The 12,372-nt window shown below is 53.9% G+C and carries 9 protein-coding genes; all 9 read right to left on the bottom strand.

Translation table 11 applies throughout. The features are described 5' to 3' along the window. Positions 1–53: 53 nt before the first annotated feature. Entirely contained in the window at positions 54–1,760 is a 1,707-nt protein-coding gene (locus B2952_RS10895) for a Na/Pi cotransporter family protein (protein ID WP_349679823.1), read from the bottom strand. Next, complete coding sequence (locus tag B2952_RS10900; protein WP_073115164.1) at positions 1,757–3,148, bottom strand: sensor histidine kinase; 1,392 nt, start codon at positions 3,146–3,148, stop codon at positions 1,757–1,759. Before B2952_RS10900 ends, B2952_RS10895 begins: the two co-directional genes overlap by 4 nt. Further along, positions 3,145–3,822 (bottom strand): response regulator, encoded by a 678-nt coding sequence (locus tag B2952_RS10905; RefSeq protein WP_073115163.1) that lies wholly within the window; start codon positions 3,820–3,822, stop codon positions 3,145–3,147. Before B2952_RS10905 ends, B2952_RS10900 begins: the two co-directional genes overlap by 4 nt. Before the next feature lie 198 nt (positions 3,823–4,020). After that, positions 4,021–5,730, bottom strand: a complete 1,710-nt coding sequence (locus tag B2952_RS10910; protein WP_414655011.1) for a Na/Pi cotransporter family protein — start codon at positions 5,728–5,730, stop codon at positions 4,021–4,023. A gap of 201 nt (positions 5,731–5,931) precedes the next feature. After that, positions 5,932–6,417 (bottom strand): 2-C-methyl-D-erythritol 2,4-cyclodiphosphate synthase, encoded by a 486-nt coding sequence (gene ispF / locus B2952_RS10915; RefSeq protein WP_290732394.1) that lies wholly within the window; start codon positions 6,415–6,417, stop codon positions 5,932–5,934. A gap of 31 nt (positions 6,418–6,448) precedes the next feature. After that, positions 6,449–7,021 carry a hypothetical protein gene (locus B2952_RS10920; protein WP_290734310.1) on the bottom strand — a complete coding sequence of 191 codons (573 nt, stop codon included), beginning with the start codon at positions 7,019–7,021 and terminating at the stop codon, positions 6,449–6,451. Positions 7,022–7,116: 95 nt separating this feature from the next. Next, entirely contained in the window at positions 7,117–8,589 is a 1,473-nt protein-coding gene (locus tag B2952_RS10925) for an NADH-quinone oxidoreductase subunit N (protein ID WP_173382699.1), read from the bottom strand. Next, entirely contained in the window at positions 8,582–10,312 is a 1,731-nt protein-coding gene (locus B2952_RS10930; protein ID WP_290734307.1) for a complex I subunit 4 family protein, read from the bottom strand. The genes B2952_RS10925 and B2952_RS10930 overlap by 8 nt, the downstream gene beginning before the upstream one ends. Further along, complete coding sequence (gene nuoL, locus B2952_RS10935) at positions 10,312–12,369, bottom strand: NADH-quinone oxidoreductase subunit L (RefSeq protein ID WP_290732402.1); 2,058 nt, start codon at positions 12,367–12,369, stop codon at positions 10,312–10,314. The genes B2952_RS10930 and nuoL overlap by 1 nt, the downstream gene beginning before the upstream one ends. Positions 12,370–12,372 lie beyond the last annotated feature (3 nt).

Genomic DNA, 12,372 nt, shown 5'->3' on the forward strand with positions numbered 1-12,372 from the left:
ATGGGTTTCGAACTGACTGATGCCCAAGATAGAAAAATTACAGTTTCCCGTCTTTAAGAGGAGAACTTCTTGTTGGTATGCGCCTCGACCACGTTCACCACGTAGTCGCCCAGCTTTTCGCAGTCGTTCACCACGTCCATGTAGTGGACGCCCATCTGGTAGCTGTACTTTTGCGATTCGATATCGGCAATGTTTTTCTCCTTGAGGAGCTTGCGATAATCGTTGATTTCGTTCTCCATATTCAGCGTACGGTTTGCGTCAGCAGTCACAGCATCGCTAATGACATCGATCATGTTCGTTAACGCCTTGTCGCAAAGTTGCATCATGTGCTTGATGCGGTTGTACTGCTCTTCGGTAAAGTCGTCGGAACTTCTAAACTTGCGGTTGATGGCGCGGGCCATATTGTAGCAAGCGTCGCCGATACTTTCGATTTCAGAAATTTCGCGGAGCATCGACTGGATATTCGTCTTACTTTCGGGGCTCAAGCGGCCTTCGGAAACCTGGTTCAGGTACTTGGCAATTTCAATTTCCATGTTGTCGCTGATGCCTTCGTACTTCTCGATGCGGGCAAACAGCTTGACGAAGTCATTTTCGTCCTTCATCTCGAGCAGTTCGGGCACCATGCGGAACATCTTCTGCGTGCGGGCAGCAAACAAGTTAATTTCCTTGCGAGCTTCAAAAAGCGAAAGTTCTGCAGTGCTCATGAGGCCCGCGCTGATAAACTTGACCTTGAAATCCTCGCCGTCTTCCTTCTCGCGGATAATCTTGCAGATGATTTTTTCCATCGGCTTGATGAACCAGATGAGGATAAGCACGTTGCAGAGGTTGAATGCCGTATGGAAGGCAGATAGCGCGTAGGTCACACGGACGCTCGCCTGTGCAACTTCTTCTTCGGTATGCGGTACGAACGTCGGGTCGAACCCTACGATGCTGCACACCATGTTCACGAACGGGCGGAACACTATCAATACCCACACCACGCCGAACACGTTGAAGAGCATGTGCGCCAAGGCCGCGCGCCTTGCCTGCGTACTTGCCGAAAGGGCCGCAAGGTTCGACGTCACCGTGGTACCGATGTTTTCGCCCATCACGAGCGCAATGCCCTGGTAAATCGGGAGCACGCCGCTACTGCAGAGCAAGAGCGTAATCGCCATGATGGCCGCAGACGACTGCACGCACATCGTAAGGATGCTCCCCAGCAACAGGAAGAGAAGCGTGCTGAAGATGCCCCAACCGCCGGTCATCGCAAAGAAGTTGATGACAGTCTGGTTATGGGCCAGGTCCATCGCCACCGCATTTTCGCGAAGCGTGGTAAGGCCCAGGAACATGAACGCGAAACCGAACACGAATTCGCCCAGGCTCTTGGTCGAGTTCTTCTTGGTGTAAGAAAGGATGATACCGAGGGCGAAGAAGGGCCACACTACCGAGCTCATGTTGAACTGGAACCCGAATATGGACATGATCCACGCCGTGGCCGTGGTACCGATGTTCGCGCCCATAATAACAGGAATGGCCTGACTCAATGTGAGCAGGCCAGCATTAACGAAGCTTACGGTAAGAACGGTCGTAGCAGTAGAAGACTGCACCGAGGCCGTGACGAACGTACCTGTGAGGAGGCCTCCGATACGGTGCTTGGTCATGGTGCCAAGGACAGCGCGGAGGTGCCCGCCGGTGAGTTTCTGCAAGCCTTCGCTCATCGTCTTCATGCCGAACATGAGCAGCGCAAGGCAACCGATCATTTTGAGAATCATAAATGTCATAAAACCTTATTCGTTTTTGAAAGGGTTGTAAAACCGACCTTGATTTCGGTACCGAGACCAACGATCGAATTCAAGTGGATTGTCGCATGGAGGACTTCGGCGATGTGCTTTACGATAGCAAGCCCGAGACCCGTTCCGCCGGTTTCCTTGGAGCGGCTCTTGTCTACACGATAGAACCTCTCAAAGATGCGGGACTGGCATTCCTCCGGGATTCCGATACCGGTATCCTTCACGGCAATGGAGTCCTGTTCCACGAGCACGACGACCTTGCCGCCCGACTCCGTGTAACGTATGGCGTTGTCCACCAGGTTGAAAATCATTTCGTAAAGCAGTTTGGAGTTCGCGATGATTTCTGCGGATGTTTCGCCTTCCAGCGAAAGCGAGATAGACTTCTTGCTCGCGTTCAGGCCGAGGCTCTCTACACAGGAATGCGCAACGTTCCAGAGGTTCACCTTTTCACCCAGCTCGAACGGTTCGCCACCATGGTTGTCGAGTTTCGACAACGTGATGATGTCGTTCGCGATGGACTGCAGGCGGCTTGCCTCCTTATGGATTTTACCCGCGAACATCTTGACATCCTCGGGTTTCGCCAAGCCGCTCTCGATGAGTTCCGCATAGCCCGAAATGGAGGTCAGCGGTGTCTTGAGTTCGTGCGAGGCATTCGCGGTGAATTCATCCTTCAGGTGAGTCATTTTTTGCTTTTCGTTCGAAAGCTGTTCAATCGTCAGCTGCAGTTCCAAGTCCTGCTTGCGGATGGTATTCACGAGGGGCGCAATTTCCTTGTAGACGTTCTCGATTTTCATCCATTCGGGAGTACCGAGCTGATCCACAAGTTTCTTGAGCGGACTCACGAAGGTACGGCTGAGCCCGATGGCTATCAGGATGGCTGCCGCCACAATGGCCGCAAGCAGTACGACAAGATACGGGATTGTCTTGGAATACACCTTCTGCAAGTTCGCCTGGCGCATGCCGAGCCTGAGCACGTTTCCGTCATTCAGGCGCTTCGCAAAGTAGAACGCCTTCGCCTGCAATGTGGAAGAGTAACGCAGGTCCTCGCCCACGCCTTTCGCGAGCGCATCGATAATCTCTTCGCGGTCGTTGTGGTTTTCCATCTTGGCCGCTTCGGCATCGCTGTCGTAGAGAATCCCGCCCTTCGAATCGACAAGCGTGATGCGGAGATCCTTGCTTGCAAATTTCGCAAGTTTCTGGGGTTCGCCCCCAAGCGATTCATTCGCGTACGAGGTTTCAATGAGGCGCAAGTTTTCGCGCAGGAGTCCCTTGAGTTGCTCCGCCATTTCGCCTTCAAATACACGCACGGTAAAAAAAACCGCCAAGAGCGCCGCAATCACTCCCATGTATATCAGGCTGTAGCGGATGCGGTCCTTCATTGCGCCTTGTACCCTACGTTTCGGACAGTCTGGATAATCGCGCCTCGCTCGCCCAGTTTTTGTCGGAGCGTCTTGACGTGCATATCAACCGTCCGCGTATCCATCTTGAAATCGATGCCCCAGATTTTTTCCAGGAGTTGCTGCCTGGAATAGACAAGCCCCGGATGTGACACGAGAAGTTTCAGGAGTTCGTATTCCTTGTAGGTGAGTTCCACATTCTCGCTACCCGCCGTGACGACGTGCTTGGCCTCGTCGAGCGACACATCCCCGAGCGAAATAATTTTCGGTTCAGCCGCTTCGACATTCACCATGCCCGAACGACGGAGCAGCGCCTTGACGCGCGAAACAAATTCCAGGACACCGAACGGCTTTGCGATATAGTCGTCGGCCCCCAAATCGAGTCCCTTGACCTTGTCCAGTTCGGAGCTCTTCGCGGTAAGCATGATGACGGGGACATTGCTAGTAGATTCCTGCGTGCGGAGGCGCTTCAGTATGCTGAGACCGTCTTCGCCCGGCAGCATGATATCCAAGACAAACAAGTCTGGTATGTGGGTCTTGATAGCCTCGTCCAGGCTTTTCCCGCAATCGAAGGCATTGACCTCAAAACCGCTACTCTTGAGAGCGTAGGCTTCCATTTCGCGGATTTCGGAATTGTCTTCAACTATGTAAATCATATTCACAATTTACCCAACAACAAGATAAAAAGACCACAGCGTTTATCCAATACCTGAAGCAACGGCTTCGCAAAGGTTTTATCTACACTTTACACAAATTTTACTTGTAAAAACTGGCACGAAAAACTTGCGGTACAAAAGATTTCTTGACACCGTATTTACAAGGTTCGTACCGTAATTCGCACAAAGCAAGCGGGATTATGTAGAGAATTTTTTGTTCGCATGAGCCTCGACCACGTTCACCACGTAGTCGCCCAGCTTTTCGCAATCGTTCACCACGTCCATGTAGTGCACGCCCATTTGGTAGCTGTATTTCTGGTTCTCGATATCGGCGACATTTTTTCCCTTGAGGAGCTTGCGGTAGTCGTTGATTTCATTTTCAAGGTTCAACGTACGGTTCAGGTCAACCTGCTGGTTGTCGTCGAGCACGGCAATCATGTGTTCGAGCGCCTTGTCGCACAGGTTCATGATATGCTTTATGTGGTCGTACTGCTCTTCGGTAAAGTCTTCCTTGCTGCGGAACTTGCGGTTGATGGCGCGGGCCATGTTGTAGCAGGCATCGCCAATGCTCTCGATTTCAGAAATCTCCCTGAGCATCGCTTGGATGGTCGTCTTGCTTTCGGGGCTCAGACGGCCTTCCGACACCTGATTCAGGTACTTCGCGATTTCAATTTCCATGTTGTCGCTGATACCTTCATACTTTTCGATGCGGGCGAACAGTTTCACGAAATCGTTCTCTTCCTTCATTGTCAAAAGGTCAGGCACAAAATTGAACATCTTGCGAGTGCGGGTCGCAAAGAGGCTGATTTCCTTGCGGGCCTCAAGGAGCGAGAGTTCCGGAGTGCCCATCAGGCCTGAGCTAATGAAGTGCAGGCGGGAATCTTCCTCTTCATCGGATTTCTTGGGCTTAATGACCCTGCAAACAAATTTTTCGATGTACTTGATGAACCAAATCTGGATGAATGTGTTCGAGACGTTGAACGCCGAGTGGAACGTGGCGAGCACCACGGAAATCTTCGCAAGGTTCTTTTCGTAACCCGGTTCGCCCATGTGGATGGAGAGGTCGAAGCCAACCACGTTACAGACGGCAGCGAGGAACCACTTGAGCACGATGATTACCCAGATAACGCCTATCACGTTAATCGTAAAGTGAGCAAGGGCCGCGCGGCGAGCCTGCGTATTGGCGGAAAGCGCCACGATGTTCGCGGTAATCGTCGTACCGATGTTTTCGCCAAGCACGAGCATGATGCCCTGGTCAATATGGAGCACGCCGGTGGAGCAGAGGATCATCGTGATGGCCATGATGGCGGCAGAAGACTGCACACACAACGTGAGGATTGTTCCCATCACGAGGAAGAACAGCGAGTTGAAAAAATTCGGTTCGCTGAAATGCGCGAAGAACTGGCTGATAGACGCGCTTGCCCCCGGGTCCTGCACCACGGTAAAACCGGTTTCTTTAAGGGTGGTAAGGCCAAGGAAAAGGAAACCGACACCGAACAGGAACTCGCCTAGCACGCGCTTCTTGTTCAGGTACACGAGAATGATACCGATGAAGAACGCCGGGTAGACGAAGTTCGCGATGTTGAACGAGAACCCGAGGCTCATGATCCATGCCGTTACCGTCGTACCGATGTGGGCGCCGAGGATAATCGAGATGGCCTGCATGAGCGTAAGGAGCCCCGCATTAACAAAAGAGACCGTCATCAACGTGGTGGCGGTCGAACTTTGTACTGAGGCTGTAACGAACATGCCGGTGAGCATCCCCGTGAAACGGTTCGTGGTCATGGTTCCGAGCACATGTCTGAGCTGCGGACCGGCCATTTTTTGCAAAGCCTCGCTCATGGACTTCATACCGAACATGAGCAGGGCTAGGCACCCTAACATTTTTAACGCCATCCAAGTCATAATTATAGGACCTTCCTATGAAGCGCCACTACCGGATCATCGTCGCTGCCTTTCAGCTAGTTCGGGCTCATGGCGGTGAATTGTTGATTGTAAAGCTGGCGTAAAATATAGAAAAAATTAAGTAAAATTTAACCACCAAAAAAATGGTAAACCAAACTCGTTGAATTAGGGACAACGAGAGCCTCGTGCCCCGAGCCTTTTTCCTTACAGACTTCTTACCATTGCGACCGCCTGGCTGGCGATGCCTTCGCCCCTGCCCGTAAACCCGAGCTTTTCGGTCGTGGTACCCTTGATGCCGACCTGCTTCACGTCTATCCCGAGTACGCGGGCGATGTTTGCCTTCATGGCGTCCTTGTGCGGGTTCACCTTCGGGCGTTCGCACATCACGATGCTGTCGATATTGACAATCTCGTAACCCGCCTTCTTGACCTCCTCGCCCACCTTGCGCAACAGTTCCAGACTGTCAGCGCCCTTGAAGGCCGGGTCGGTATCCGGGAAGTACGTGCCGATATCGCCGAGGCCTGCGGCACCCAGCAGGGCGTCGCTAATGGCATGCAGCAAGACGTCTGCATCGCTATGGCCCAAGAGGCCCTTCTCGTACGGGATATCCACCCCGCCAATAATGCACTTGCGGCCTTCCACCAACTTGTGAACGTCAAAACCGATACCCGAACGATAAATCTTATCCATGATAAATCCTTTTTTTGCAAATTTAAAAATTTCAGTCTTTCCCGAAATAAAGATTGTTCATCGTTTCGGCAACTTCGGGGAAATCGTGTTCGTCGACGAAGAAGATTTCCTTGTCAATAACAAAAACATACATATGACGGAAAAGCCCCGTTCTGTACCTCTTTTTTAGTATATCCGTCTTGCCAAACGGAAGGACAGCCTCGTCATTGAGCCTGTACAACACAAAATCGTCCTTGCGACATTTTATTTCGCGCACGACCTTAATGGAGTAACCGGCATCAAAGAAAAAACCAACAGATACAGCAAGAGGTATAAAAGTGCCTAAAAGAAGATACTTCGTAATCGGTTCCCTAAAGAGTTGACCGAGCATGCAAACAAAGACCATAAAGAGAAAGAGTGCTATACAATATTTGCCCACCATCAGTACTTTCCCGCCATGGCGTTTGCGTGCCTTGTACGTAAAGAATACTTCCTTTTCCTCAACCTTCTCGGATTCTTCGACAGCCTCAGGCAATTTCTTTTCGGAAACAGGCTTCGCAGCCCCGCACCACGGGCACTGCGGCTCGTAAAAATTAAATCGTTCTCCACATTCCGGACAAATCATCTTCGCAAACCCCTTTCTTGTGCAACAAGATAGATAAAAAAAGGAGCCCCGCCGAATCCGGCAGGGCATTCCCTTTTAGATTTATCCTCTAAAGACTAGCCGATGAGGGCAGATGCCGGAAGCACGCTCATCGCAAGCAGGGCAAGAGCAGCAAGCGATACGGTAAACTTGAGCATATAACCATAATGGGGATCCGTCTGGCAACAGCACTTGCACTGGCAAGGTTCCTTGCGGGGAGCAAACAGTACATAGGCGATTCGAAGGTAGTAAACCGCCGCCACGAGCGAAAGGCCAAAGCCAAAGATGGCCGTAGCCGTCATTCCCGCAGAGAAGGCTCCTGCGAACAGAGCAAACTTCGCGAGGAAGCCCGCGACAGGCGGAAGTCCGGCAAGGCTAGCAAGACAGACCGCAACACCGAGCGCAACGAACGGACGGCGACGGCCGACACCCTGAATGTCTTCCAGGTTTTCGTTCTTGTCTTCTTTACCGGCAAGGTAGGCAATTCCCGTCAGGGCGCCCGCACTTGCGATGGCGTAAGTCACCAGGAAGAAGAACATGGAGCCAAGCTGCACGGAGCCTTCCTTGAGGTAGTTCGGAAGCAGGAGGCCAATCACAATGAAGCCCGCGTTCATCACGGCAGAGAACGCAAGAATTCGACGGATGGATTTCTGGGCAAGGCCACTGAAGGCGCCAATCACCATCGAGAGGATAGCGACAACCAGGACAACGTAATAAAGTGCGGGAGACTGGGATGCAAACTTCACCGGTTCTGCAAGGTTCCATGCAGCAGGAGCTCCGGCACGGGTCGCGAGGATTCCCACCCATACAGAGCCGAGAGCCGCTAACGCACCCACCTTCACGACAGCAGCCATGAAGCCAGTCACGGCAACGGATGCACCCGTATAGACATCGGCCACCCAGAAATGTACCGGGGCAGCGCCTGCCTTGAACAGGAGACCGAACACGACAAGCAGGATACCTACCGCATAAATCGAACCACGGCCTTCAAGCACTGCAGAGAACATGTGCGTACTACCCGTAGCGCCATAAATCAAGGCCACCCCGTAAAGGAAGAAGGCGCTGAATATGGAGCCCGAAACAAAATACTTGAACACGCCTTCACCTGCATTCTGGTCTTTACGGCGAATGCCGACAAGGGCATAGACCGGGAAACTCGTGAGTTCCATGGCAATGAAGAGGGAAAGGAAGTCAATCGCCTGCGTCATGAGCAGGGCACCGCAAGAAGCGAGAAGCATGAGCCCGTAGGCTTCGCCACCCTTCATCTTCTCGCGGCCGAGCATCCACTGGAGTCCGCCAATGCCGAGCAAGGCGCAAAGGAGGACAGAGACACCGAGCAAGCGACGGACCGGGTCCACCGCGAACAGATCGTAGACGCAATCCACCTTCACCAAGGCAAACGCCGCCATGCCAAGCGCGACAAACACCGCAGCAACCCACGGAAGGACCTTGTGCTTGCTTTCGTCGTTCAGGAACGGTTCTGCGGCAAGCGAGACCAGCGCGCCAAGCGCCACTACGATTACCGGCATAAACATCACAAGACTAGTCATTGGAAGCCTCCTCGTCCTTTACGGTCGGTTGAGCAGATTGTTCTTTTTCGAGAGCGGCTGCGGTCGCCTTCGCCATATTGGCCTCGGTTTCGATTACCTGACGGATCAGTTCCTTCTTCTCCTCTTCAGAGAATCCGGCTGCTGTCAGCGAAGAATCGAGCTGCGCCACGTCGGCAGAAGTCGCGATGTGCGATTCGAGGGGTTCCGCCTCCACAGCTTCTTCATCCTCGACAGGAAGCGCATCGGGCAAAGCCTCATCGACAGCGGCTTCTTCGTCAATGGCCGCCGTCTGTTCCGTGGAGTCGTTGAGATCACGCAGAGCGTTTGTCACGAAAGCGGGATGGAAACCAAACACCAAGAGGAGCAGGAGCATCACGCCATAGGCAAAACCTTCAAGCGCGCTCGCACGCGGGCCTTCCTTGTATTCGCGGGCAGGCGTTCCAAAAATGACCTTCTGGATAAAGCGCAGCATGTAGGCCGCCGAGAGGATCATGCAGAAGCCCACGACGCCAGCACAGAACGGGTTCATGTCCCAAACAGAAAGGAGGACGCCAAATTCCCCGATGAACCCGGCCGTACCGGGAACCGCGAGGGCCAGGACGCCCGCAGCGCCAAAGAGGAATCCGAACACAGGATTCGTATGCGAAAGTCCGCCCATTTCCTCGATATTGCGAGTCCCCGTCATGCGTTCGGCAACCCCGAGCAAGAAGTACTGAACACCGGCAGAAATGCCATGCGCCACCAGGAGCACGAGGACAGCCGAAAGCATCGACTCGGAGAAGCTGAATACGCCAGCAACCGCGATGCCCAAATGGCTCATGGAACTGTAGGCGAGCAGTTTCTTGCCGTCAGTCGCGCGGAGCGCCATGAGCGCCCCGTAAATCGCGGTTATAAGGCCAAGCCACAGGACCGTCATAATCTGTGGCACATCAAGCGTAAAGATCGGGAGCATCCAGGCGATAAAACCGAAAACGCCCGCCTTGCTCATCGCGCCAGTAAGGATAGCCGAAAGCGGAGCCGGAGCTTCGGAATACGTTATCGCTTGCCAGCCGTGGAACGGGAAAATCGGAGTCTTCACGAGGAATGCGAGCAGGAAGCTCAAGAATACAAGCAGCTGTGCGCTCTGGGGCATCGTCTGGACCGCGAGCACGATAGAAAGCACCAGCGAATTGTCGGCAATGGTCAATAGGTACCAGAGAGCGACCATCATCGGGGCAGAACCCACCAGCGTGTAAATCGCGAACGTCATCGCAGCCTGCTTCCGCTTTTCGCCACCGAAACCCGCAATGAGAAGCGCCGCGGGAATCACCATGGCCTCGAAGAAGAAGAAGAACAGCACCGCGTCGGCAGCGAGGAACGTTCCGTTCATCGCACCCATGAGCGCGAAAATGCCGATAGCGAAGTTGCGGTAGTTCTTGTCCAGGTGTCCGCGCGCCGAGATAAGGGCGACCAGCGAAAGCCCGCAAGACAGGAACACCATCCAGGCGCCCAGGCCATGGCTATAGAGATAGTAGTAGGCAGGGCCCTTGCAACCCGGAATATGGAACCACTCGACAGGGGTCGTCGCCATGTTGCCATTAGCGACCAGCGCAACCGACATGCCGGCAAAAACAATCCCGAAAAGAATCGCCATGTGCGTCGAGGCCTTGAAGTCCTCCTTGGAGTTGAGAACCATCAGGATGGCCGCAACGAACGGCGCAAAGACGAGGAGATGTAAAAGCATTAGATTACCCTCCCGAGAAGAGATTTTACACTATCGATGAGTTTAAAGACAAAGTCCGGAATACCGACGATGCCTTCGGCAAACAGGGCGACGAGCACAATCAGCGCGACCCCCGTAATGCTGAGCGCAAGCTGGAGACGCACCCTGCGGACCTGGAAAGTACTCGCGCCATCACCGAGGATTTCCCCGATTGCACCAAGCGTCCACTGGAACGCCTGCAGGAACTTGTCGACAACGACATCGCAAATCCAGGCAATCACACGCACCGGGAAAACAAATCCAACATGGATGTAGTCCCACACGAACGTCCATGCCGCCGCAGAACCTTCCGGAGCACCCGAATCCTTGGGGGTCGGAATTTTCTTATTCGCATAGACGCGCCAGGCGATAAACATACCCAGTAGGGCAGCCAGCGTGCCGAGTACCGCGAACAGCACCGGGTTCACGTGATGCACCGACAGGATGCTTTCGCCAACCGCCTCGGCACCACCCAGGGCCGCAGCGAGGGAATCCTTGAAGAACGTAATGCCGATCATGTCCGCCCAGAGGTAGCCCGCGAAGATGGAACCGAACGTGAGCACAACCATCGGGATGAGCATCACGGCCGGAGCCTCATGGATATGGGCCTCGCTCTCCTTGCTTCCGCGGTATTCACCAAAGAAGGTCATGATAATGAGACGTCCCATGTAGACCGCCGTGATAACGGCCGTCGCAAGGCCAACCACATAGAGAATCATTCCAACAGGCACGTTCACCGAGCCGCCGAGAGCAAAAGGCATCGCAATGACAGGGCCGTTAGAAACGAGTTTTTCGAGAATCAGGTCCTTGGACCAGAAGCCAGCGAAACCCGGGAACCCGACAATCGCGAAGAACGCAAAAATCATGACGCAAGCCGTGACCGGGGTCTTTTTCAGGAGGCCGCCCATCTTGCGCATATCCTGTTCCCCGGCCAGCGAGTGGATAACCGCACCCGCGCCAAGGAAGAGCGCCGCCTTGAAGAAGGCGTGCGTAAACACGTGGAAGATGGAGGCATCGAACGCGCAGACGCCCGCCGCCATGAACATGTAGCCGAGCTGGCTGATTGTCGAGTAGGCAAGCACCTTCTTGATGTCGTTTTGGAAGAGGCCCGTAATGGCAGCCCAGAGCGCAGTGAACATACCGACAAACGCAATGAGGAGCAAAACCTCGGGCAGCATGCAGAACATCTTGCCCATGCGCGCCACCAGGTACACACCGCTCGTGACCATCGTCGCCGCGTGGATGAGCGCGGACACGGGAGTCGGACCCGCCATGGCGTCAGGAAGCCAGGTCAGGAGCGGAATCTGCGCGGACTTGCCGGTGCATCCCACGAAGAACAACACACCCGTCAAGGTGAGAAGCGTGAACACCAAGTCAAGATGGCCGCCGTTCAGAATCATCTGCATGAACTGGTTGAAAATGTCGTAGTTGAGGACCGCGGCACCGCCAATAGAGAGGAGGCAAAGCATTCCGAGAAGGAATCCAATGTCGCCCACGCGGTTCACGATGAACGCCTTGTTCGCCGCCTTGCAGTTCTTGAGGTCCTTGTTCCAGAAGCCGATGAGCAGGTAAGAGCAGAGACCCACACCTTCCCAACCGAAGAACGTGAGGAGGAGGTTGTCCGAAAGCACAAGCACGATCATGCTGAACAGGAACAGGTTGATGTAGGCGAAGAAACGGGCGAAGCCGCGGTCGCCATGCATGTAGCCGATAGAGTAGAGCGCGATAAGCGTTCCGATTCCTGTGACGAACAGGAGCATGATGCGGGAAAGCCCATCGAACAGGAATCCGATATCCACATGCAGAAGCGGGAAATCGATCCAGTTGCAGAGGGTTTCACGGATTCCGGATTCCGGCATTCCACAGGCCAGGACCGTCACGCAGGCAAAGGACATGGCCGGGAAAATGACGGCAAGTCCACCCACGATGTTTTCGGCTGCGCCCTTCTTGCTACCGGAAGAAACGACAGCAATCGTACCGAGGAGAATCGTTCCCAGCAGGGGGAACAGGGGAATGAGCCACAAAGGTAAATTTGTCATCGC

This window comes from Fibrobacter sp. UBA7003, assembly GCA_002449765.1.
Taxonomy (GTDB): Bacteria; Fibrobacterota; Fibrobacteria; order Fibrobacterales; family Fibrobacteraceae; genus Fibrobacter.

What these genes read in the sequence shown, in the direction of transcription:
- B2952_RS10920 (WP_290734310.1), bottom strand. Translation starts at nt 7,021, where the DNA reads ATGATTTGTCCGGAATGTGGAGAACGATTTAATTTTTACGAGCCGCAG.
- B2952_RS10900 (WP_073115164.1), bottom strand. Translation starts at nt 3,148, where the DNA reads ATGAAGGACCGCATCCGCTACAGCCTGATATACATGGGAGTGATTGCG.
- B2952_RS10905 (WP_073115163.1), bottom strand. Translation starts at nt 3,822, where the DNA reads ATGATTTACATAGTTGAAGACAATTCCGAAATCCGCGAAATGGAAGCC.
- B2952_RS10895 (WP_349679823.1), bottom strand. Translation starts at nt 1,760, where the DNA reads ATGACATTTATGATTCTCAAAATGATCGGTTGCCTTGCGCTGCTCATG.
- B2952_RS10930 (WP_290734307.1), bottom strand. Translation starts at nt 10,312, where the DNA reads ATGCTTTTACATCTCCTCGTCTTTGCGCCGTTCGTTGCGGCCATCCTG.
- nuoL (WP_290732402.1), bottom strand. Translation starts at nt 12,369, where the DNA reads ATGACAAATTTACCTTTGTGGCTCATTCCCCTGTTCCCCCTGCTGGGA.
- ispF (WP_290732394.1), bottom strand. Translation starts at nt 6,417, where the DNA reads ATGGATAAGATTTATCGTTCGGGTATCGGTTTTGACGTTCACAAGTTG.
- B2952_RS10925 (WP_173382699.1), bottom strand. Translation starts at nt 8,589, where the DNA reads ATGACTAGTCTTGTGATGTTTATGCCGGTAATCGTAGTGGCGCTTGGC.